This window comes from Bradyrhizobium sp. USDA 4474, from assembly GCF_054057515.1.
Window position 1 is genome coordinate 2968739 of record NZ_JBSRZJ010000002.1, and the last position, 21574, is coordinate 2990312.

Sequence of the window (21574 nt, forward strand, 5' to 3'; positions counted from 1 at the left end):
CAGGCCAGGCACGGGTTAATCGACGTGAATGGGGTGCTAGAACGGCACGGACTGAGTGATGGCCGCCGCCTGCGGGCTGCGCCGGCCGCGCTTTGCCTCGTGCTAGGCACGGCCCTCGCCGGCTGCGGCGATATGGGCCGATTCCAAACTGCGGCGGCCCCGCCGACCGTCGCGCTGCCCAAGCCGAAGCCGGCGGTCGCGCAAACCCCCGCCACCGAAAAGGAGCACGAGCGCATTCTGGCGAGCTACGGCGGCGCCTATGACGATCCCAGGCTCGAATCGCTCGTTAGCAAGACCGTCGACCGGCTCGTCGCCGCCTCCGATCGCCCGGACCAGGGCTACAAGGTCACCATCCTCAATTCCGGCGCGGTGAACGCCTTCGCGCTGCCGAACGGCCAGCTCTATGTCACGCGCGGCCTGCTTGCGCTTGCGAGCGATACGTCTGAGTTGTCCTCGGTGCTCAGCCACGAAATGGCGCATGTGCTGTCCAAGCACGCCGCGATGCGCGAGGACCAGGCGCGCCAGGCTGCCATCGTCACCCGTGTCGTCACCGACATGAGCAACGATCCCGATCTCACGGCGCTCGCACTCGCCAAGACCAAGCTGACCATGGCGAGCTTTTCGCGCAACCAGGAGTTCGAGGCCGATGGCATCGGCGTCGGCATCTCTGCCAAGGCACATTTCGACCCCTATGGTGCCGCCCGCTTCCTCTCTGCGATGGAGCGCAATGCCGAGCTGAAGGCCGGCAAGAGCTCGCTCGATCCGCGCGCGCAGGATTTCACCTCGTCGCATCCGGCCACGCCCGAGCGGGTGCAAAACGCGCAGGCGATCGCACGGCAATACGTCGCCCCGGAAGGCGGCGAGCGCGACCGCGAGAGCTATCTTTCCGCAATCGACAACCTCGTCTATGGCGAGGACCCCAGCGAAGGCTTCGTCCGCGGCCGCAGATTCCTGCATCCAAAGCTCGGCTTCACGTTCCAGGCGCCTGACAACTTCACGCTCGACAATACCGCGCAGGCGGTGATCGGCGTGCGCGAGGGCGGCTCGCAGGCGATGCGCTTCGACGTCGTGCGCGTGCCGGCCGAGCAGTCCCTCGGCGATTACCTCAATTCCGGCTGGATGGAGGGCGTCGAGAAGGCGTCCACCGAGGACATCACGATCAACGGCTTTCCAGCCGCATCTGCCTCTGCCAAGGGCGATCAGTGGCAGTTCAAGGTCTATGCGCTGCGCTTCGGCAGCGACGTCTACCGCTTCATCTTCGCGACACGGCAGAAGTCGACCGAGAGCGAGCGCAATGCGCGTGAGACCGTCAATTCCTTCCGCCGGCTGACGCTCGAGGAGATCCAGGCGGCGCGCCCGCTGCGCATCAAGGTCATCACCGTGCAGCCCGGCGACACCGTCGAATCGCTATCCCACCGCATGGCCGGTGTCGATCATCCGGCCGAGCGCTTTCGCGTGCTGAATGGCCTCGATCGCAATGCACAGGTGAAGGTGCGCGACCGCGTCAAGATCGTGACTGATTGAGGTCGCGGTCGCTACCGCGCCTTTTCTTTCAAAAATGCGATGATGTCGGCGCGATCCTGCGCGTCGGGCACGTCGAAGAACATCTTGGTCTCAGGCACCATGGCCTGCGGTCCGCTCAGCCATCTGTCGAGATTTTCCTCGGTCCAGACGATGCCCGAGTTCTTCAGCTCAGGCGAGTAGTCGTAACCGGCGACGCTGCCCGCCTTGCGGCCGACAACACCCTTGTGCATCGGGCCGACGCCGTTCTCGTCGATCGAGTGACAATCTGCGCAGCCCTTGTAGAGCGTCTGGCCGCGCGCAACGTTGCCGGTCGCGCCCGCAGGTGCAGCTGCGCCCAGAAGCACGACAGCGACAAAGACGAGAGCCAGGCCTGAAGTGCTACGCTGAGCGACGGAATTCGGCCAGAGGTTCATGTGATCTCCTGTTTGCGGTTCCGCGAAACAGGATCGGCCGGGCCGAAATTTATTCCCGTCAGTTCGAAGATCGACCCGCGTCCATATCGCCGGCCTCGCGCTGGCCGCTGAGCCAGAGGGCAAGCAGGGTCCAGAACGCGCCCGAGAGCAGATAGGCACCCGAGGCGATGACGCCGAGATTGGTGGCAAGCAGCAGCGCGACCAGCGGGGCAAAGCCGGCGCCGAACAGCCAGGCCATATCGGAGGTCAGCGCCGAAGCCGTATAGCGATAGGCCTGCTTGAAGTTCGAGGCGATCGCGCCCGAGGACTGGCCGAAGGAGAGGCCGAGCAGGATGAAGCCGATCACCATGTAGATGGTCTCGCCGAACGCGCCGGCATCGAGCAGCTGCGGGGCGAAACCGCTGTAGATCGCGATCGCGATCGCCGATCCCATCAGCAGCGATTTGCGGCCTACGCGGTCGGCGATGACGCCGGAGAGCACGATCGCGACGACGCCGAACACGGCGGCGACGATCTCGATGATCAGGAAGCGCACCGGGCTTTCGCGGGTGAACAGGAACACCCAGGACAGCGGGAACACCGTCACCATGTGGAACAGCGCGAAACTTGCCAACGGCGCGAACGCGCCCAGCATGATATTGTGGCCTTCGCGGGCAACCGTGTCCGAGATGCGCGAAGGCTGCAATTCGCGGGTCTCGAACAGCGAGGCATATTCCTCTGTGGTCACCATGCGCAGGCGCGCGAACAGTGCCACGACGTTGATGGCGAAGGCGACGAAGAACGGGTAGCGCCAGCCCCAATCGAAGAAGTCGTCGGCCGAGAGATTTCCGGCGAAATAGGCAAACAGCGCGCTCGCCACGATCAGCCCGAGCGGCGCGCCGAGCTGCGGCACCATCGCGTACCAGCCGCGCCTGGAGGCCGGTGCGTTCAGCGCCAGTAGCGAAGCCATGCCGTCCCAGGCGCCGCCCCAGGCGAGACCCTGCGCGATACGCGCCAGCGCCAGCAGCCAGATCGCGGCAACGCCGATCTCGGAATAGCCGGGCAGGAACGCCAGCGCCACGGTGGCGGTGCCGAGCAGGAACAGCGCCGAGACCAGCTTGGCCGTCTTGCCGTATTCGCGGTCGACCGTCATGAAAATGACGGTCCCGAGCGGCCGGGCGATGAAGGCCAGCGCGAAAATCATGAAGGAATAGAGCGTGCCGGTCAGTTCGCTGGTGAACGGGAACACCAGGCGGGGGAACACGATCACCGAAGCGATCGCGTAGACGAAGAAGTCGAAGAATTCCGAGGTGCGGCCGATGATGACGCCGATGGCGATCTCGCCGGGACTCGCCAGGTCGTGGCCGTGCTCGCCCGAGTGGAGGTCTGCCATTGCGGGGGTCTGTGCCGTCGCCATGCGTGCGCCCTTAACGTCCTGAAATCCAATGCCGACCGCCCCGGCGGAACGCCAGGCAATCCAGCCTTGTTTGACCCAATATGCCGCACTGCAACATTGGACAAATTGTCCAATGTCCGGATTGCTGCGCCGCAGCTACCCCTTGGCCCCGCAAAGGAAACTCATTCTCATAAGGCTCGGCCCGTGTCCCGTCTCAAGATCCTGGCGCTGCTACCCCTGGCGGTTGCGCTCAGCGGCTGCAACTATGTCGTGCTGGCGCCAGCCGGCGATATCGCGGCGCAGCAGCGCGACCTCGTCATCATCTCCACCATCCTGATGCTCCTGATCGTCGTTCCCGTGATGGCGCTGACGGTGCTGTTTGCCTGGCGCTACCGCCAGTCCAATAGCTCTGCCCGTTACGAGCCGGATTGGGACCATTCGACCAAGCTCGAGCTGGTGATCTGGTCGGCCCCGCTGCTGATCATCGTATGCCTGGGCGCGCTGACCTGGATGGGCACGCATCTGCTCGACCCCTATCGCACCCTCGGCCGCGTCCGTGCCGATCGCGCGATCGACCAGTCCAGGGCGCCGCTCGAGGTCGACGTCGTCGCGCTCGACTGGAAGTGGCTCTTTATCTATCCGGACTACGGCATAGCCACCGTCAACGATCTGGCCGCGCCCGTCGACCGTCCGATCAACTTCCGCATCACCGCGTCTTCGGTGATGAACTCGTTCTACATCCCCGCGCTCGCCGGCCAGATCTACGCAATGCCGGGCATGGAGACGAAGCTGCATGCGGTGGTGAACCACGCCGGCACCTACAAGGGTTTCTCGGCGAACTACAGCGGTGCCGGCTTCTCCGGCATGCACTTCAACTTCCAGGGACTGGACGACAACGGCTTTGACGCCTGGGTCGCGCAGGCCAAATCCGCCGGCGGCTCGCTCGGCCGCACCGAATATCTCCAGCTCGAAAAGCCGAGCGAGAACGAGCCGGTTCGTCGCTACGGCAGCGTCGATACCGACCTCTACCGCCTGATCCTCAACATGTGCGTCGAGACCGGCAAGATGTGCCAGAGCGAGATGATGGCGATCGACGCCAAGGGCGGTCTCGGCCACGAGGGCCTGAACAACACCCTGCCGCTGTCCTACGACAAGTACGCCCGCCGCGGTACCGCGTTCGGTCCCGAGCCGAGCTTCGTTGCCGGCACCTGCACGCCGGATGCACCGCAGGGCGCAGCGACCGCCGCGTCGATCAAAGCTCCCCTCGATACCGCGCCGCTCGTCGGCGCCGGGCTGAAGCGGCCGACCTTCGCGCCGCTGAAGTCCTCGTCCCTCTTCCTCGGACAGCGTCCCAAGTCCGATTCCTGAAGTCAGACTCCTAAAGAGATCCAGCATGTCTCCTGATCTTCTCAAGCTCATCTTCGGCCGTCTCGGCATCGATTCGCTGCCGCTGCACGAGCCGATCCTGGTCGGCACCTTCGTGATGGTCGCGCTCGGCGGCACCGCGTTGCTCGCCGGCCTCACCTATTTCCGCCTGTGGGGCTATCTGTGGCGCGAGTGGTTCACCACTGTCGACCACAAGCGCATCGGCATCATGTACATGATCCTCGGTATCGTGATGCTGCTGCGCGGCTTCGCCGACGCGCTGATGATGCGCGCGCAACAGGCGCTCGCGTTCAACGGCTCCGAAGGGTTCCTCCCCGCTCATCACTACGACCAGGTCTTCACTGCCCACGGCGTGATCATGATCTTCTTCGTGGCGATGCCGCTGGTGACCGGCCTGATGAACTATGTCGTGCCGCTGCAGATCGGCGCGCGCGACGTGTCGTTCCCGTTCCTGAACAATTTCAGCTTCTGGATGACGGTCGGCGGCGCCGTACTGGTGATGCTCTCGCTGTTCATTGGCGAGTTCGCCCGCACCGGGTGGCTGGCTTATCCGCCGCTGTCCAATATCGGCTACAGTCCTGACGTCGGCGTCGACTATTACATCTGGGCGCTGCAGGTTGCCGGCGTTGGAACGACGTTATCGGGCATCAACCTGATCTGCACCATCGTCAAGCTGCGCTGCCCCGGCATGACCATGATGCGGATGCCGGTGTTCACCTGGACCTCGCTCTGCACCAACATCCTGATCGTCGCCTCCTTCCCCGTGCTGACCGTCGTGCTCGCGCTGCTCTCGCTCGATCGCTATGTCGGCACCAACTTCTTCACGAACGATTTCGGCGGCAGCCCGATGATGTACGTGAACCTGATCTGGATCTGGGGCCATCCTGAAGTCTACATCCTGGTGCTCCCGGCCTTCGGCATCTTCTCGGAAGTCACCTCGACCTTCTCCGGCAAGCGACTGTTCGGCTACACCTCGATGGTCTACGCCACTGTCGTCATCACCATTCTGTCGTATCTGGTCTGGCTGCACCACTTCTTCACGATGGGTTCGGGCGCCAGCGTCAACTCGTTCTTCGGCATCACCACGATGATCATCTCGATCCCGACGGGCGCGAAGATGTTCAACTGGCTGTTCACGATGTATCGCGGCCGTATCCGCTACGAGCTGCCGATGCTGTGGACCATCGCCTTCATGCTGACCTTCGTGCTCGGCGGCATGACCGGCGTGCTGCTCGCGGTGCCGCCGGCCGATTTCGTGCTGCACAACAGCCTGTTCCTGATCGCGCACTTCCACAACGTGATCATCGGCGGCGTGGTGTTCGGCGCATTCGCCGGCATCAACTACTGGTTCCCGAAGGCATTCGGCTTCAGGCTCGATCCGTTCTGGGGCAAGCTGTCGTTCTGGTTCTGGGTCACCGGCTTCTACATGGCCTTCATGCCGCTCTACGTGCTCGGCCTGATGGGAGTGACCCGGCGGCTCCGCGTGTTCGACGATCCTTCGCTCCAGATCTGGTTCGTCGTCGCCGCGATCGGCGCCGGCCTCGTCTTCCTCGGCATTCTCAGCATGCTGATGCAGTTCGCGGTTTCCTTTCTCAAGCGCGAGCAGCTCAAGGACGTTACTGGCGATCCCTGGGATGCACGCACGCTGGAATGGGCAACCTCCTCGCCGCCGCCGGACTACAACTTCGCCTTCACCCCTGTCGTTCACGACAATGACGCGTGGTGGGATATGAAGAAGCGCGGCTACCAGCGTCCGCTGATCGGATTCAAGTCGATCCATATGCCCAGCAGCACCGGCACCGGCATCATTCTCGCCGGGTTCGCGACCGCAATGGGATTCGGCCTGATCTGGTACATCTGGTGGCTGGCGGCTGCGAGCTTCATCGCGATGCTCGCCGTCGGGATCGGCCACACGTTCAACTATCATCGCGACTTCGACATTCCGGCGGACGACGTCATCCGGACCGAGGACGCGCGCACAAAACTGCTCGCCGGAGCCAAGTAAATGACCATTGCTGTCAATCCCTCGCAAACCGGCGAGCCGGTCTTCTACGTCGCCGACGAACATCCGCATCCGGAAGGCTACAGCACCTCGCTCGGCTTCTGGATCTATCTGATGAGCGACTGTCTCATCTTCGCGATGCTGTTCGCCGCCTTCGGCGTGCTCGGCGCCAACTACGCCGCCGGGCCCGCGCCGAAGGATCTGTTCGACCTCGATCTGGTGGCGGTGAACACCTCGATGCTGCTGCTGTCGTCGATCACCTATGGTTTTGCCATGCTGACGATGCAGCAGAACAAGATCGGCCAGACCCAGATGTGGCTATTGATCACGGGTCTGTTCGGCGCCGCCTTCATCGGCATCGAGCTGACGGAGTTCGCCCACATGATCCATGAGGGCGCCACGCCGCAGCGCAGCGCCTTCCTGTCCGCTTTCTTCACCCTGGTCGGCACCCACGGCCTGCACGTCTCCTGCGGCCTGATCTGGCTGGTGACCCTGATGGTGCAGGTCTGGCGCTTCGGCCTGATCGAGGCCAACCGCCGCCGCCTGATGTGCCTGTCGATGTTCTGGCACTTCCTCGACGTGGTCTGGATCGGCGTCTTCACCTTCGTCTATCTCCTGGGAGTTCTGCGATGAGCACCGATACCCACGCAGCTGGCGCGCACGACCATCACCACGACGCCGGCCACGCCCACAGCACGTTCTCGGGCTACATGCTCGGCTTCGTGCTCTCGGTGGTGCTCACCGCGATCCCGTTCTGGCTGGTCATGAGCGGCGCGCTGCCGAGCAAGCAGATCACCGCGCTGGTCATCATGGCCTTCGCGGTCGTTCAGATCGTCGTGCACATGATCTACTTCCTGCACATGAGCCCGAAATCCGAGAACGGCTGGAGCATGATGGCCTTGATCTTCACCATCGTCATGGTGGTGATCGCGCTGTCAGGTTCGCTGTGGGTGATGAACCACCTCAACAGCAACATGATGCCGATCCACGAGATGACGGGAATGAAATGAGCGACCTCGTGACCCCCGGGGATAACGATCCGCGCAACCCCGCAGGGGCTGCGCGTCCATCCCCGTGGCTCTCGATTTTCTCGCTTGCGGCCGTCGCTGTTCTGATCGGGCTCGGCGTCTGGCAGGTCGAGCGTCGCGCCTGGAAGCTGGCACTGATCGACCGGGTCGAGCAGCGCGTTCACGCACCGGCGCAGCCCATCCCGCCGAGGGCGTCATGGCCGGCTATCACTGCTGCAAGCGACGAATACCGGCATGTCAGCGTCTCCGGCCGCTTCCTCCACGACCGGGAGACGCTGGTGCAGGCCGTCACCGAAGTCGGCCCCGGCTATTGGGTGCTGACGCCGCTTCAGCGCGCCGACGGTACCTCTATTCTGATCAACCGCGGCTTCGTGCCATCAGAGCGGCGCGACCCATCGACACGACCGGACGGCAATCCGGACGGCGACGTCGAGATTACCGGCCTGCTGCGCATCACCGAGCCGAAGGGCGGTTTCCTCAGGGACAATTTGCCCCAGCACAACCGCTGGTATTCGCGGGATGTCGCCGCGATCGTGGCCGCACGCGACCTTCAGAACGCCGCGCCCTTCTTCGTCGACGCCGATGCCGGATCTCACTCCGGCGGCGGTCCGATCGGCGGATTGACCGTGGTCCGCTTTCCCAATAACCACCTGATCTACGCGCTGACGTGGTTTGCCCTGGCTTTCATGCTTGCCGGCAGACTGATCGTCACATTCCGCGGCGGGCTGTTCCGCCGCAAGAAAGCCTCGAACGGCTTCGTCCACGAACCGGCCGGCGGCTCCGATGCCTCCGCCCGCAGGACGGGATCAGATGCTGGAACGATCGTCGAACCGACCTGACGACGGGACTACCTACGGCGAGCAGGCCGTCACGCTGCAATCGCAGGCGGACGCGCGCAGCGAGCTGATCGGCGCGGCCCCCACCGACGACGAGACCAACCGCAAGAACATGGCGCTGCTGATCCAGCTGCGCTGGACCGCAGTGGTCGGCCAGATCGTGACCATCGGCGCCGTGCATGTCTGGCTCGGCATTCCGCTACCTCTGACCCGCATGGGCGCGGTGATCGGCGCACTGGTGCTGCTCAACGTCTCGAGCCTGGTCTGGGTGCGCCATCGCGCCGCCATCACCAACAACGAGCTGCTGGTCGCGCTGATGCTGGATGTCGCAGCGCTGACCGCGCAGCTTTACCTGAGTGGCGGCGCCACCAATCCGTTCACCTCGCTGTTCCTGCTCCAGGTCACCCTCGGCGCGGTGCTGCTCGATGCCCGATCGACCTGGTCGCTGGTGGCGTTGACCTGCGCGAGCTTCGTGTGGCTGACGATCGCCTATCGGCCCCTCGACCTGCCGCCGAACCCGCTGAGCGAGACCTACACCCTCACCGTTACCGGCATGCTGCTGGGCTTCGTTCTCAACGCCGTGCTGCTGGTCGTGTTCGTCACCCGCATCAACCGGAACCTTCGCGAACGTGACGCGCATCTGGCTGCGCTGCGCCAGCATGCTGCCGAGCAGGACCACATCGTCCGCATGGGCCTGCTTGCCTCCGGCGCGGCGCACGAACTCGGCACGCCGCTCGCCTCGCTCTCCGTCATCCTCAGCGACTGGCGCCGCATGCCCGATCTTGCCGCCGATCAGGAACTTGCCGAAGACCTCACGGAGATGGAAACATCGCTGCAGCGCTGCAAGACCATCGTGACGGGCATTCTGGTGTCGGCGGGCGAGGCTCGCGGTGAAGGATCGTCGCCGACGACGGTGGATGCCTTCGTCACCGCGCTGGTCGAGGAATGGCGCGATGCGCGTTCGGCGCGGACGCTTTATTTCGTCAACACCTTTGGCGAGGACGTCGCGATCGTCTCCGACATCGCGCTGAAGCAGGTGATCTTCAACGTCCTCGATAACGCCTATGAAGTCTCTCGCGAATGGGTGGAACTGCTCGCCGAGCGCGAGGGTGACAATCTGGTGCTCTCGATCAGCGACCGCGGCCCGGGCTTCGCACCGGAAATGCTGGCGCAGCTCGGAAAGCCCTATCAGTCGAGCAAAGGCCGCGCCGGCGGCGGCCTCGGCCTGTTCCTGGTTGTGAACGTCGTGCGCAAGCTCGGGGGCAGCGTCACCGCCGAGAACCACAGGAAGCGCGGCGCCACCGTCCGTCTGACGTTGCCGCTCGCCACACTTGCGATCGGAGGCAACTTTGACTCCTGACCGTTCGCTTATCGTCGTCGAGGACGATGAAGGCTTTGCGCGCACCCTGAAACGTTCGTTCGAGCGGCGCGGCTACGAGGTCGTGCTCGCCGCCTCGATCGAGGACGTCCGGAAAGTCCTGGAGGACCGATCCTTCGGCTACGCCGTGGTCGACCTCAAGCTCGGCGGCGCTTCGGGGCTTGCCTGTGTCGAGCTGCTGCACGCCCACGACGAGGAGATGCTGATCGTGGTGCTGACAGGCTTCGCCAGCATCTCGACCGCCGTCGAGGCCATCAAGCTGGGCGCCTGCCACTATCTCGCAAAACCTTCCAATACCGACGACATCGAAGCCGCCTTCAGCAAGGCCGAAGGCAATGCCGAGGTCGCGCTGGACGTGCGGCCGACCTCGATCAAGACGCTCGAATGGGAGCGTATCCACCAGACGCTGATCGAGACGGATTTCAACATCTCGGAAGCGGCCAGGCGGCTCGGCATGCACCGGCGTACGCTGGCGAGGAAGCTCGAGAAGCGACCTGTGAAGTAGGGAATGCTTGCGAGGCTCGAAATGCCCCGCGTGGCTACTGACCTCGCAGCCAGCCGCCGTTAAGCTGCCGGGTGGCCGCGGCTCATCGCTGTGCGTCAAGAGCCCCAGCGAGGAGACTCCCAGTGACAACGCTCATCGATCGGTTCTACCGGCCTGCCGCGCTTTTGCCCACCCGCAGCCAGCGCGACACCGAAACCGTTCAATTTGCAAAGGCGGCACTCGAGGCCGGCAAAAAAGAGGGCCTGCAACTGGCCGTACGGGCGCGCTATATCGCCCTGGCCGTCATCGCTTGCCTCCTGCTGGCCATCAACCCGGCATGGGAGCAGCTCTATTACGTGGTGTTGCTCGGCCTGTTCGCACTGATTGGCTGGGCCCAGGTCAGGGTTGGGCGGGTCGGCGTGTCGCGGGCAGAGCTGGCACTTTTGTTCTGCGACCTGGCGCTGCTCACAGTCGTCATCGTCGTCCCGAACCCATTCGGCACGACGCACTGGCCGGTGGCCATGCAATACCATTTTGGCAACTTCATCTACTTCTTCGTGCTGCTCTCGGGCGCCACGCTGGCGTATTCCTGGCGAACCGTGATTGCGGTCGGAACTTGGACCTCGGCCCTATGGGTGATCGGTATTGTCTGGGTGTGGTGGCAACCCGATCGCGATCCCGCACTGACCGCCCGCATTGCGGAGGCGGTAGGCAGCGATCACCGGCTGTTCGCGCTGATCTCGCCTGCTGCGATCGGATTCGGTATCCGTATCCAGGAAATCGTCGTCTTCATGATCGTGGCCGTGACGCTGGCGATCGCGGTCAGCCGCAGCAATGATTTGCTGATCCGGCACGCCGCAGTGGAACGGGAACGCGGCAATCTGGCGCGTTACTTCTCGCCCAATGTCGTCACGGAATTGTCGAAGCACGACGAGCCGTTGAAGCAAGTGCGTACGCAAGACGTCGCGGTGCTGTTCGTCGACATCGTCGGCTTCACGGCCTTTGCCGATGTGCGCGCCCCGGAGGACGTGGTGCGGACATTGCGCGAATTCCATGGATTGATGGAGCAGGAGGTTTTCCGGCACGAGGGCACGTTGGACAAATATCTGGGCGACGGATTGATGGCGACATTCGGCACCCCCTTCGCAGGCGCGCGTGACGCCGGCAATGCCCTGTGCTGCGCCCAAGCGATGATCGCGGCGGCGGACGGGTGGAACGCGCGGCGAACGGCGTGCGGTGAACCGCCGATGCGCGTCAGTTTCGGCCTGCACTACGGACCGGTGGTGCTTGGTGACATCGGGCACACCTGTCTGGAATTTGCCGTGATCGGCGCGACCGTCAATGCAGCAAGCCGTCTCGAAGCGCTGACGCGCACGCTCGACTGCGCGCTGGTGGCAAGCAATGATCTCGTCAGTCGCGCCCGGCTTGAGCTCGGCAGCACAGCCGAAACGTTTGCACCGCTGATCGCCATGGATCCCCAGGCGATCCGCGGGCTGGAGCGGCCGATCGCGATCTGGGCCCAGGCACGCGCGATGTCATAGTCGACACGCGAGCGCCGCTGGATCAGGCATCCAGACAAAAAGCCCGGCCAACCGGCCGGGCTTTCGATGTCTTGCGATCGATGCGAGGCGCTTACGCGGCTTCGTCGGCAACCGTGGTGTCATCGCCGTCGGTATCGTCGGTATCCGCCTCGCCTTCACCCTCGGCGGCTTCCGCCTTGGCGTTGCGGCGCGGGCTCTTGGCGAGTTGGGCCTCGATCTCCTTGACCGCTTCGGTTTCGGTCGAGTGCTGCACCACCGCGATCTCGCGCGACAGGCGATCGAGCGCCGCTTCATAGAGCTGACGTTCGCTGTAGGACTGCTCGGGTTGCGACTCGGAGCGGTAGAGGTCGCGCACGACTTCCGCGATCGCGACGATATCGCCCGAATTGATCTTCGCTTCGTATTCCTGGGCGCGGCGCGACCACATGGTGCGCTTGACGCGGGCGCGACCCTTCAGCGTCTCCAGCGCCTTCTTGACCAGCGCGGGCTCGGACAGCTTGCGCATGCCGACGTTGGCGACCTTGGCCGTCGGAACGCGCAGCGTCATCTTGTCCTTGATGAAGTTGATGACGAACAGCTCGAGCTTCGCGCCGGCGATCTCCTGCTCCTCGATGGCCAGGATCTGGCCGACGCCGTGAGCGGGATAGACCACGAATTCATGGGCCTTGAAGCCCTGACGCTGGGTCACGACCTTCTTTTCCTCGACCTTCGGCGCGGGTGCAGCGGCCTTCACGGCCGGCTTGGTAGCAGCAACGGGGGCCTTGGCAGCGGCGGCAGCAACAGGAGCCTTCGGAGCAGCGGGCTTGGCAGCGGGAGCCTTGGTGACGGGAGCCTTGGCAAGAACAGGCTTGGCAGCAGGCTTGGCAACGGTCGCTTTCGCGGCCGGTTTGGCAGTCTTGTTAGGCATTGCGCTTCTTTTGTTCTTCGAGGACTTTGCAGCCGGCGGCGCCTTGGCGGCGGTCCGACCCTTGGATGCGCTACGGCTGGCCGCGGCGACTTTTTTGGCCTCCTTATGGGAAGCCCTCGCTGAAGTACTCTTTTTACGCGTTTTCTGTGACACAGCCTGCGCGCGGAAACTGCCACGCCCCTGTTCGACATTTGGTTTCACGGGAACCCAACGGGGCCTACTGGGCTGACGGGGTTCAGCTTAATGTGCCCAATATAGCACATTTCCCGCAAAAATCAATGATTTAGGGGTCTTCAGGGCCGGTTTTCGGCGTTGACGACGGTATTAGGGTTAAGTTTGCGCCGGAATTTAGTCACCGGAGCCGGGGTTCGGAGAAAAATACTTGTCGAACTTGCCTTCCTGACCGTCGAATTCCTTCGCGTCTTCGGGTGATTCTTTCTTCTGGGTGATGTTCGGCCAGTTCTTGGCGTACTCGGCATTGACCTGGAGCCACTTTTCCAGGCCCGGTTCCGTGTCCGGCTTGATGGCGTCGGCGGGGCATTCCGGCTCGCACACGCCGCAATCGATGCACTCGTCAGGATGGATGACGAGCATGTTGTCACCCTCGTAGAAACAGTCGACCGGGCAGACCTCGACGCAGTCGGTGTACTTGCACTTGATGCAGTTTTCAGTGACGACGTAAGTCATCCAACGCTCCGAAAAGCTCTTTTAAAAGTCGCGGCTTGCCTAGCGCGGATGGCCCCGCGCTGCAAGGTCGGGAAGGCGCGATCATGACGGCTTTATGTGCTTGATCGACCAAGAAATGAATAACTTGCGCAATTAATTGCGCTTTGCGTCGCCGAGCTCCTCGTAGAGCACACGCGCCGAGGCGGCATCGCCGCGGCGCTCGTTGAAATTCATCACCTTCAACACGCGCACGGTCCGGTCGAGCGCGACCGTGACGACGTCGCCGACCTTGATCGCATGGCCCGGCGATTTCTCGCGCGTGCCGTTGATGCGGACGTGTCCTGTTACGACAAGCTCAACCGCGGAGGTTCGCGCCTTCACCACCCGCGCGTGCCACAGCCATTTGTCGAGGCGCTGCCGCTCGGTCGTGGGACTACTCCTTGCGACCGGAGAGCTGCTCCTTCAACGCGGCGAGTTTTGCAAACGGCGAGTTCGGATCGGCGGGACGATCACGCTCGCGCGGATTTGCGCTCGAGGCGTACGGACGCAACGACGGACCGCCCTGACGGTCGCGACCCTTGTCGCGGTCGCGGCCCCTGTTGTCGCGGCCCTTGTCACGATCACCGCCGAACTTCTTGTTGTCGCGGTTGCGATCGCGATCCTTGTTGTCGCGGTCCTTGCCCTGGAAGCTGCGATTCCGATCGTCGCGCCCTTCCTGGCGCGGTGCGCCCTCGGCGCCACCCTCGCGCGGCTTGCGGAAATCCCGGCCGCCATCGCGACGATGGCCACCGTGACGATGGCGCTCACCCGGCCTCGCGCCTTCGGCAGCTTCGCCGGGCGCAGCCGAGGCGCCTTCAGCACCGGCCTGAGGACGGTGGTTGTTGTGGCGCTGATGGCGATGGCGCTCGTGGCGCGGCTTGCGATCCTCGTGACGGCCGCCGGGACGCCAGACCTCGACGAGCTCGGGCTCGGCGGGCGTGGCTGCGGCTTCGACAGGCGCAGCGGCATCGGGAGATGCAGCGGCTTCCGTCGCCGCGGCCTCGGCCGGAGCGGCGTCGGCGGCGGCCTCGGCGGGCGCAGCAGCCTCTTCCGCCGGCGGCGGGATGCCGGGGGCATCTTCGGGCGTGACGGGACCTTCGGGAATTGCTTCGAGTGCCGGCTCTTCGTGCGCGGGCTCGTCGTGCTGCTCCATGCCGGGCGCGTCTTCGACGGTGACGGCTTCGGCCGCAGCGTCAACAGGCGCCGCAGTCTCCTCAGTCGCAGGCGCCTCAGCGGGAGCTTCGGCGGCCGGCGTCTCCGCAGCGGCAGGCGCGGCCGGCTTCGGCGGCAACGGCGCACGCTTCTCCATGCGATAGCCGAGCGCGCGCAGCACCGAAGCGAAATCCTCGCCCGCGGAGCCGGTGAGCGAGGTCATCGCCTGCGTCACCACGAAACCGCGGCCGTCGAATGCACCGGCGGGTTTTTCGCCCGGCGAATTATCCCGCCAAGCCAGCGCCGGGCGGATCAGGTCAGCGAGACGTTCCAGGATGTCGACGCGGACCGCGCGCTCGCCGGCCTGCTTGTAGCCGAGCACGCGATAGGCATCGCGCGGCAGGCTCTTGTCGACCGGAAACGAGGTACGACCCGACGAGGCCAGATGCTGCGCGCCAGACAGGGCCGAGAGATCGACATTGTCCTGCTTCAGCGCCCACAGCAGGGCTGCGAGCGCACGCGCGGCGGGCTTCAGGATGCCGGGGAAGTAGATGTGATAGGCGCCGAAGCGCACGCCGTATTTGCGCAACACCGCGCGCGAGGGCTGATCGAGATCCTTCAGCTCGTTGGCGATCTTCGGACGCTCGAGCACGCCGAGCGCCTCGACGAGCTGATAAGCGATGCCGCGGGCGATACCGGTGACGTCCTCCGCCTTCGACAGCTCGAACATCGGCCCGAGCAGCTTCTCGATGTGGGTCTTGAGCCACAGGTCGAGCCTCGCCTGCACCTTCTCGCGGGGGCCACCCGTCAGGCGCTCGTCGGAGATGATGCGGATGCGCGGATGCAGCGCCTCCTCTGCGGCGGTCAGCCGCGCCACGGCATCGCCGGTCCAGCGAATGGTGCCATCGGAGGTCAGCACGAACTGGTCGTCCGGCGCGTTGCCCAGTTTTTCGGCGCGCGTATTGATCTCGCCGGCGAGCACCGCTTGCGCGGCAGCCTGCAAGGCTTTCGCATCGGAGCCGGCTTCCGCCGCATCCGGTGCAAAGGTGAAGCCATCGAGGCGGCCGATGACATGGCCTTCGACGATGACTTCGCCGGTCTTGCCGATTTCCGTATTCAAGCTCGTGTTCTCCCGCAGGCGGCGCATCAATACACTGGTCCGGCGATCAACGAAACGCTCAGTCAAGCGTTCATGGAGCGCATCCGATAATTTATTTTCGACCTCCCGCGTGGTCCCCTGCCAGCGATCGGGGTCTTTCAGCCAGTCCGGCCGGTTGGCGACGAAGGTCCAGGTGCGGATTTGCGCGATCCGGGCCGACAGGGTGTCGATATCGCCGTCGATGCGGTCGGCCTGGTCGACCTGTGCGGCGAACCAGGAATCGGGGATGCAGCCCTTCTGCATCAGGAAGCCGTAGAGCGTCGTCACCAGCTCGGCATGGGCGGCCGGCGACAGCTTCCGGTAGTCCGGGACCTGACAGGCCTCCCACAGCCGCTCCACGGCGGCCTTGCCATGCGCGATATCGCGCACTTCGACGTCGCGAGCGGCATGGTCGAGCACGCGCATGTCTTCGGCGATCGGGGCGCGCGTCAGCGTCTCGTGGCCGGGGGCGAGGTTGAGCGAGACCTGGAGCGCGGCGAGGGAGGAGAAATCGAGCTTCGAGTTGCGCCATTGCAGCATCTTCACGGGATCGAAGATGTGGTTCTGAAGCGCGTTCACCAGCTCAGGCTCGAACGGGCCGCAGCGGCCTGTCGTCCCGAACGTGCCGTTGCGCGTGGCGCGCCCGGCACGGCCGGCGATCTGCGCGAACTCGGCCGGCGTGAGGCGGCGGAACTGATAGCCGTCGAACTTGCGGTCGGAGGCGAAGGCGACGTGGTCGACGTCGAGATTGAGGCCCATGCCGACGGCGTCGGTGGCGACGAGATAATCGACGTCGCCGTTCTGGAACATCTCCACCTGCGCATTGCGCGTGCGTGGGCTGAGCGAGCCCAGCACCACGGCGGCGCCGCCATGCTGTCGCTTGATCAGCTCCGCGATGGCGTAGACCTCGTCGGCGGAGAACGCGACGATCGCAGTCCGGCGCGGCTGGCGCGTGATCTTGCGATCGCCTGCGAATTCCAGCTGGGACAGCCGCGGCCGGGTGATCATGGAGACGCCGGGCAAGAGCCGCTCGATGATCGGCCGCATGGTCGCAGCGCCGAGCAGCAGCGTCTCGTCGCGGCCGCGGCGGTTGAGGATGCGGTCGGTGAAGACGTGGCCCCGTTCGAGATCGGAGGCGATCTGGATCTCGTCGACGGCGAGGAAGGACACATCGAGGTCACGCGGCATCGCCTCGACGGTCGACACCCAATAGCGCGGACTTCTCGGCTTGATCTTCTCCTCGCCCGTGACCAGCGCCACGGCCTCCGGGCCGACGCGGGCGACGATCTTGTTGTAGACCTCGCGCGCGAGCAGGCGCAGCGGCAGGCCGATCATCCCCGAGGAATGCGCGAGCATCCGTTCGATGGCGAGATGGGTCTTGCCGGGTGTTGGTCGGCCCGAGCACGGCGGTGACGCCGGCGCCCGGCACGCGATCGGACAGCGCGCGGTCGGAGGCGAAGGAGGAGGACGAGAGGGGCATATCTGGCTGATCAGGTAATAGCTGATGGGACGAATGTCAGTGCTGTCTCGGACGGGTGGGCAACTGTCTCACTTTGCGACGCTTTTCCCGTTCGCTTTAAGCTTCGGAACGACTCTAGAACGAATCGCGGCCGAATCGCTGACTCCCCCGGGAGTCCCGATACGTTCACGCAACATGTCGCGGGACTCTTGTTTCCATCGCACTAGATGGAGTTTTGCGCAGTCGCACAAGCGGCGTTTCGATGACGGATTTCCTTAAATTGGGGATGGCGCGGAGTCGAATCAGAATCGGGGAGGAGTCAATTGGATTCCCGGGAATGGTGGGCTCGAAGGCATGTCGCTGAAACAGCCCCATGCACAGTAGGTAAGTCATTGATATTACTGAGACGGGGGTCTCCCGCCGCATCCGTCGTCCTGAGCTGCGAGCGGCGCGGCGCGCAGCGCCGTGCCGGGAGCCCCGAAGGATGGACGGCCCGGACGGCGCGGCCGGATTGCGCGCGGAAAACGGTCGGGCTGTCGCCCTTCGAGGGCCGCTGAAGAAGCGGCCACCTCACGGGGTGACGGTCGAGGCGTATGTGAGCGGCCAATACCTACTGCGTCTTCGCGACCCGTGGCGGCTGGGCCGTGGTGACGAAGCTGGTCGCCTCCAGCATCGCCGGCCCGAGCGGCGTCGGCACTTTCAGCCAGAACGGGACCAAAACCCGTGTTCCCGCCACCGGCGCCAAGGCGATCTCGATGTTGCGCTGGGCGGCGAGGTATTTGATCACGGGGCGGTCGGGGATGTAGCCGGCGATGGGCACGAAATACAGCGCGCAGACCACCACGGGGCCGTGATAGCCCTTCTCGGCCTTCACGGTCTCCATGCGCTTGAAATCGAGCTTGAGCTCGTAGCGCATGCGGCCGTCAAAGACGGGCGCCGAGCCGTGGCAGGCCTCCGGCGACACGGGATCGCCGTTTCCGGGCACGCGCACCAGCGAGGCCGTCATCGGATCGAACACGCCGCGCCGATGCGCCTCGGTGACGACGATGCGATCAGGATCGACAGGCGGCTCCGGAATGATGCCGAACTCCTTCACATTGCCCTTGTCGAGAGTGATGTGGATCTCCTCGGTCTTCTTCGAGGTGGTGGTGGAGGCCTGGTAGGCGGTCGCGACCAGCGCGCCGTTGACGATGCGGCCCTGCGCAGCACCGGTGCCGGACCCGCCCGCGAACGACTTCAGGATGCCGGTGGTGCCGCCGGAGGCCGCAGCCGAGAACACGTCGTCCTGGATATCGATGTTCCAGGCGCCGCGGCCGACCGGAATGCCCGCCAGCGAAGCCTCATATTGCGCCTCGAGCTTGCCTTGCGCCGCTGCGGGCGCGGCCCCCCACGCCAGCACCAGGCCGCCAAGAGCGGCCAGAGCCAGCCGGCCGGCCGCGCGCAGCCGGGGCGGAATGAGCGGGGTGGTGTGCACGAGACGATCCAATCGGGAAGCGAGTTGTTGTTACTTAAGCCTGTTGCGGCGCCAAGCAATGCATCCAGAAGCCACAGGCCGGGAACTCACCGGACTCTTTCGGTGGAGATTGCGCCCTTTATGTGATGGTAAGGCGTTTCAAACATTGCCGTTTTGGTGATTGAAGGGGCTGCGTCAGGCGGGCGCACCTCGCCCACCCATTCCGCTGTCATGCCCCGCGAAAGCGGGGTATCCAGTACGTTGCGGCGGATCTGGTGAAAGCGAGCTCTCAAACGCCGGCCTCTGGGATACTGGATCGCCCGCCTGCGCGGGCGATGACACCTGTTATGCGGCCTGAGATCCCGGGTTCGCGCGCCCGCGCGCCCCGGGATGACGGGCCAATAACGGCCCGTCACCTTGACGTCCCGCCCCTTCCCCCCTATACGTCCGCCCGCTCCCTGCAAGGACGAAAGAATTAGCCCCCGTGGCGCCCCTGATGGCGGCCGCAATCGTTGGGGGATCGAACGAAGGATTTCTAGCATGTCTCGCCGCTGCGAACTGACGGCCAAGGGCCCCCTCGTCGGCCACAAGGTCAGCCACTCCAACATCAAGACCAAGCGCCGCTTCCTGCCGAACCTGGTCAACGTGACCTTCATCTCGGAAGCGCTGGGCCGCAACGTGCGCCTGCGCGTTTCCACCAACGCGGTGAAGAGCGTCGACCACAATGGCGGCCTCGATGCCTACCTGCTCAAGGCCAACACCGCGGCCCTCTCGCCGCGCGCCGTCGAGCTGAAGCGCGCCATCGAAAAGAAGGTCGGCCCGACCGCCGCGCCGGCCAAGAAGGCCAGCTAAGAGATCTGAGTTTGGGCGGGGGCTAAGTTTCGTCGCGTGGCGTAGGCTTAGCCAAGTAGAGTTGAGTGGCGGCCGGATCGGAAGGTCCGGCCGTTTTTGTTTTGGGGGCTCGGGCAATCTTCGTCCAAAGTGGCGTTACGACAAGTTGTGCTATGGAGATACTCTCGCGACCAACAACAATCGCACAATTCGCTTGGGGGAGAAGTGGCGACGGTCAAAACCAAATCGATATCCATCGAGAACCTTCCACCTCCCACTCCTTGGCCTAAGGCAAACGCTCGTCTGCTCGGACTAGGCGTCGGTCTTCCTGTCGACCCACTGGATCGCCTAGCGCAGTTTAGCCCAGATGAGTTTGAGCGTTTCACCCTCGAGTGAAGGACGAGTCGAGTTTGATGAGGCAACCTACGACATCGTTGTTGATGGTCAGTCTCGACAGTCGCACGGCAAAGGCTTTCGAGCAGTTCTTCATTCAGCATTCGTGGTCGGGCTATTAAGGTGCTGCAGGAACAACAACCGTCCTCATCTTGGCACAATAATCATCGACTCCCCTCTTGCTAGCTACAAGAAGGGGAACGTTGGGGATGGACGCCATGCGGATGGGGGTCCGGATGGTGGGCATTGAAGAACTCGACGATGCTGAAGCCGCACTTGTTTGACGGAGAAGCGAATATTCCGCTTCTCGAAGTACGGCGTGTGGGTTTGCCAGACTCGCGAAGCCTACCCCCGAAAATCAATGCTCCGCAGCACGATCCCCGGCGGCGTGCCTTCGAACTCGGTCGCGCGGTACTTGCTCGCGGCGCGGGCTTCGATGCGGTCGCGAAGGCGGGTGAACTGGGCTTCGCGCTCGTGAGGGCGGGTCTGCGGGCCGCGTTCGAGATCGTCCATGGCGGAGGTCGAGATCGCGCAGGGGATTTCCTTCGCGCCGTCCTGCATCGAGAACTGGACGATGCCGCGGTCCTGTTCATGGCCGATGAAACGGCCGCTGGTGAGGGGCATGGGATACCTCCTTTACGACTCCAAGGTCGTACCGGCCTTGGTTCGCAATTGCGCACGGGCGCAGGGAGCCACTGGCCGGTCGGCTTCATTCAAGCACGGCTGCGGCACGCGCAGCTACAACAACTCACTGCGGTGACTATGGGTCCGATCTGCGCTTCGCTGGTCCGGGACCACAGCACCTGGGTAACGACAGCTAGGTCGCGGCGGGCCTCAGCCTTCTTCGCCTAATCTCGAAAAATCGTCGAGCAGCGCGGCCACCAGCGCGCGGTGGCGGGTGTCTTCGGGCAGGAGGCTCGCGGCGTAGAGGTTGAGGAGATAGCGCGCCTTCACGGCGGCTTCGGTCCAGGAGGCGGCGGGCACCGTCAGCATGCGGCTTTCGAGATCGGCCTCGCGCTCGCGCAGCTCACGGACATTGTTCTCGACCTCCGCCAGCACGCGGCGCAGATCGGTGGCCTTCTGCGCGGCCATGCCGCGATGCTTGTCGAGATCGACGGGTTGATCAGTCATGGGCGGCGCTCGCATCGGCGGCTATCGCGTCCGCAAGGTCGACAGAGCCGATCGACAACCGCTCGGTGGCGCCGCGCAGGCCTTCGACCGGAACGGTGATCATGGTGGCGATGCGGCGCCAGACCTCGAACGACAGGCCGTCGATCGTCTCCTCGTCGGTGACGACATCATAGGCGCCCGCCGGCAATTCGCGCGCGATGCCGCGGAGGTGGAACGGGTGCTTGAATGTCACGGTTTCATGTCGCGAGCGGATGGTCATGCGCGCCTGCCTTTGCAAGTGGGCCCCAACCGACGCCGATTGTATTGAGCATGCGCCCGTTGCGCGGCAATAGCCAGCACTATCGTCACCGGCGCTATGCGCAGCGCGGCCGCAGCGTGCGCGGGGCTTTAGGCCTCGCTATTGCGATGACGCGGGCGTAGGCTTGCTTGCATCATCGC

18 protein-coding genes and 3 pseudogenes are annotated in these 21574 nt (G+C 64.3%); 10 read left to right on the forward strand and 11 right to left on the reverse strand.

Annotation, left to right across the window (positions count from 1 at the left end; all coding sequences use genetic code 11):
- The first annotated feature begins 33 nt into the window (after positions 1 to 33).
- Positions 34 to 1524, forward strand: a complete 1491-nt coding sequence (locus tag ACVW16_RS15905) for a M48 family metalloprotease (protein ID WP_456705103.1) — start codon at positions 34 to 36, stop codon at positions 1522 to 1524.
- An 11-nt stretch (positions 1525 to 1535) separates the two neighbouring features.
- On the opposite strand, the gene ACVW16_RS15910 is transcribed toward ACVW16_RS15905, so the two are convergent.
- Both ACVW16_RS15910 and ACVW16_RS15915 read right to left on the reverse strand, forming a co-directional pair.
- A complete protein-coding gene (locus ACVW16_RS15910; protein ID WP_456700115.1) occupies positions 1536 to 1937 on the reverse strand; it encodes a c-type cytochrome in 402 nt (133 codons plus the stop codon).
- A 58-nt stretch (positions 1938 to 1995) separates the two neighbouring features.
- Positions 1996 to 3333 carry an MFS transporter gene (locus ACVW16_RS15915; RefSeq protein ID WP_456700116.1) on the reverse strand — a complete coding sequence of 446 codons (1338 nt, stop codon included), beginning with the start codon at positions 3331 to 3333 and terminating at the stop codon, positions 1996 to 1998.
- A 183-nt stretch (positions 3334 to 3516) separates the two neighbouring features.
- Here ACVW16_RS15915 and cyoA point away from each other — a divergent pair, with 183 nt between their 5' ends.
- The 8 genes from cyoA (at position 3517) to ACVW16_RS15955 (ending at position 11967) form a co-directional block, all read left to right on the forward strand.
- Positions 3517 to 4680 (forward strand): ubiquinol oxidase subunit II, encoded by a 1164-nt coding sequence (gene cyoA, locus ACVW16_RS15920; RefSeq protein ID WP_456700117.1) that lies wholly within the window; start codon positions 3517 to 3519, stop codon positions 4678 to 4680.
- A 25-nt stretch (positions 4681 to 4705) separates the two neighbouring features.
- On the forward strand, positions 4706 to 6703 hold the full coding sequence (gene cyoB, locus ACVW16_RS15925) for a cytochrome o ubiquinol oxidase subunit I (RefSeq protein ID WP_456700118.1): 1998 nt from the start codon (positions 4706 to 4708) through the stop codon (positions 6701 to 6703).
- Positions 6704 to 7333: a cytochrome o ubiquinol oxidase subunit III gene (gene cyoC / locus ACVW16_RS15930; RefSeq protein WP_456700119.1), complete on the forward strand. Its 630-nt coding sequence runs from the start codon at positions 6704 to 6706 to the stop codon at positions 7331 to 7333. It abuts the gene before it with no gap.
- On the forward strand, positions 7330 to 7710 hold the full coding sequence (cyoD, locus tag ACVW16_RS15935) for a cytochrome o ubiquinol oxidase subunit IV (RefSeq protein ID WP_456700120.1): 381 nt from the start codon (positions 7330 to 7332) through the stop codon (positions 7708 to 7710). Before cyoC ends, cyoD begins: the two co-directional genes overlap by 4 nt.
- Positions 7707 to 8567, forward strand: a complete 861-nt coding sequence (locus ACVW16_RS15940) for an SURF1 family protein (protein WP_456700121.1) — start codon at positions 7707 to 7709, stop codon at positions 8565 to 8567. The genes cyoD and ACVW16_RS15940 overlap by 4 nt, the downstream gene beginning before the upstream one ends.
- A complete protein-coding gene (locus tag ACVW16_RS15945) occupies positions 8539 to 9924 on the forward strand; it encodes an ATP-binding protein (protein ID WP_456737005.1) in 1386 nt (461 codons plus the stop codon). Before ACVW16_RS15940 ends, ACVW16_RS15945 begins: the two co-directional genes overlap by 29 nt.
- A complete protein-coding gene (locus tag ACVW16_RS15950) occupies positions 9914 to 10447 on the forward strand; it encodes a response regulator transcription factor (protein ID WP_456737004.1) in 534 nt (177 codons plus the stop codon). The genes ACVW16_RS15945 and ACVW16_RS15950 overlap by 11 nt, the downstream gene beginning before the upstream one ends.
- 122 nt (positions 10448 to 10569) lie before the next feature.
- On the forward strand, positions 10570 to 11967 hold the full coding sequence (locus ACVW16_RS15955; protein WP_456737003.1) for an adenylate/guanylate cyclase domain-containing protein: 1398 nt from the start codon (positions 10570 to 10572) through the stop codon (positions 11965 to 11967).
- A 91-nt stretch (positions 11968 to 12058) separates the two neighbouring features.
- Here ACVW16_RS15955 and ACVW16_RS15960 read toward each other — a convergent pair whose 3' ends face one another.
- The 5 genes and pseudogenes from ACVW16_RS15960 to ACVW16_RS15980 form a co-directional block, all read right to left on the reverse strand.
- A complete protein-coding gene (locus tag ACVW16_RS15960; RefSeq protein ID WP_456737002.1) occupies positions 12059 to 12874 on the reverse strand; it encodes a CarD family transcriptional regulator in 816 nt (271 codons plus the stop codon).
- Positions 12875 to 13222: 348 nt separating this feature from the next.
- Complete coding sequence (gene fdxA, locus ACVW16_RS15965; protein WP_456737001.1) at positions 13223 to 13561, reverse strand: ferredoxin FdxA; 339 nt, start codon at positions 13559 to 13561, stop codon at positions 13223 to 13225.
- Between the two features lie 132 nt (positions 13562 to 13693).
- A pseudogene (locus tag ACVW16_RS15970) lies at positions 13694 to 13963 on the reverse strand (RNA-binding S4 domain-containing protein); the annotation flags it as partial.
- 10 nt (positions 13964 to 13973) lie between these two features.
- A pseudogene (locus ACVW16_RS15975) lies at positions 13974 to 17349 on the reverse strand (helicase-related protein).
- A 589-nt stretch (positions 17350 to 17938) separates the two neighbouring features.
- Positions 17939 to 18748 (reverse strand): DUF3108 domain-containing protein, encoded by an 810-nt coding sequence (locus ACVW16_RS15980; RefSeq protein ID WP_456705104.1) that lies wholly within the window; start codon positions 18746 to 18748, stop codon positions 17939 to 17941.
- A gap of 573 nt (positions 18749 to 19321) precedes the next feature.
- On the opposite strand from ACVW16_RS15980, the gene rpmB reads away from it, so the two are divergent.
- Positions 19322 to 19633 carry a 50S ribosomal protein L28 gene (rpmB, locus tag ACVW16_RS15985; protein WP_456736999.1) on the forward strand — a complete coding sequence of 104 codons (312 nt, stop codon included), beginning with the start codon at positions 19322 to 19324 and terminating at the stop codon, positions 19631 to 19633.
- 596 nt (positions 19634 to 20229) lie between these two features.
- Here rpmB and ACVW16_RS15990 read toward each other — a convergent pair.
- The 4 genes and pseudogenes from ACVW16_RS15990 to ACVW16_RS16005 all read right to left on the reverse strand — a co-directional run.
- Positions 20230 to 20347, reverse strand: a pseudogene (locus tag ACVW16_RS15990) (GNAT family N-acetyltransferase); the annotation flags it as partial.
- Between the two features lie 3 nt (positions 20348 to 20350).
- Complete coding sequence (locus ACVW16_RS15995) at positions 20351 to 20629, reverse strand: DUF1488 domain-containing protein (protein ID WP_456700131.1); 279 nt, start codon at positions 20627 to 20629, stop codon at positions 20351 to 20353.
- A gap of 210 nt (positions 20630 to 20839) precedes the next feature.
- Positions 20840 to 21136 carry a hypothetical protein gene (locus tag ACVW16_RS16000; RefSeq protein ID WP_456736998.1) on the reverse strand — a complete coding sequence of 99 codons (297 nt, stop codon included), beginning with the start codon at positions 21134 to 21136 and terminating at the stop codon, positions 20840 to 20842.
- Positions 21129 to 21395, reverse strand: coding sequence for a hypothetical protein (locus tag ACVW16_RS16005; RefSeq protein WP_456736997.1), 267 nt, complete (start codon positions 21393 to 21395; stop codon positions 21129 to 21131). The genes ACVW16_RS16000 and ACVW16_RS16005 overlap by 8 nt, the downstream gene beginning before the upstream one ends.
- Positions 21396 to 21574: the final 179 nt, after the last annotated feature.

What these genes read in the sequence shown, in the direction of transcription:
- ACVW16_RS15910 (WP_456700115.1), bottom strand. Translation starts at nt 1,937, where the DNA reads ATGAACCTCTGGCCGAATTCCGTCGCTCAGCGTAGCACTTCAGGCCTG.
- cyoD (WP_456700120.1), top strand. Translation starts at nt 7,330, where the DNA reads ATGAGCACCGATACCCACGCAGCTGGCGCGCACGACCATCACCACGAC.
- fdxA (WP_456737001.1), bottom strand. Translation starts at nt 13,561, where the DNA reads ATGACTTACGTCGTCACTGAAAACTGCATCAAGTGCAAGTACACCGAC.
- ACVW16_RS15995 (WP_456700131.1), bottom strand. Translation starts at nt 20,629, where the DNA reads ATGCCCCTCACCAGCGGCCGTTTCATCGGCCATGAACAGGACCGCGGC.
- ACVW16_RS16005 (WP_456736997.1), bottom strand. Translation starts at nt 21,395, where the DNA reads ATGACCATCCGCTCGCGACATGAAACCGTGACATTCAAGCACCCGTTC.
- cyoB (WP_456700118.1), top strand. Translation starts at nt 4,706, where the DNA reads ATGTCTCCTGATCTTCTCAAGCTCATCTTCGGCCGTCTCGGCATCGAT.
- ACVW16_RS15960 (WP_456737002.1), bottom strand. Translation starts at nt 12,874, where the DNA reads ATGCCTAACAAGACTGCCAAACCGGCCGCGAAAGCGACCGTTGCCAAG.
- ACVW16_RS15940 (WP_456700121.1), top strand. Translation starts at nt 7,707, where the DNA reads ATGAGCGACCTCGTGACCCCCGGGGATAACGATCCGCGCAACCCCGCA.
- ACVW16_RS15915 (WP_456700116.1), bottom strand. Translation starts at nt 3,333, where the DNA reads ATGGCGACGGCACAGACCCCCGCAATGGCAGACCTCCACTCGGGCGAG.
- cyoC (WP_456700119.1), top strand. Translation starts at nt 6,704, where the DNA reads ATGACCATTGCTGTCAATCCCTCGCAAACCGGCGAGCCGGTCTTCTAC.
- rpmB (WP_456736999.1), top strand. Translation starts at nt 19,322, where the DNA reads ATGTCTCGCCGCTGCGAACTGACGGCCAAGGGCCCCCTCGTCGGCCAC.
- ACVW16_RS15945 (WP_456737005.1), top strand. Translation starts at nt 8,539, where the DNA reads ATGCTGGAACGATCGTCGAACCGACCTGACGACGGGACTACCTACGGC.
- ACVW16_RS16000 (WP_456736998.1), bottom strand. Translation starts at nt 21,136, where the DNA reads ATGACTGATCAACCCGTCGATCTCGACAAGCATCGCGGCATGGCCGCG.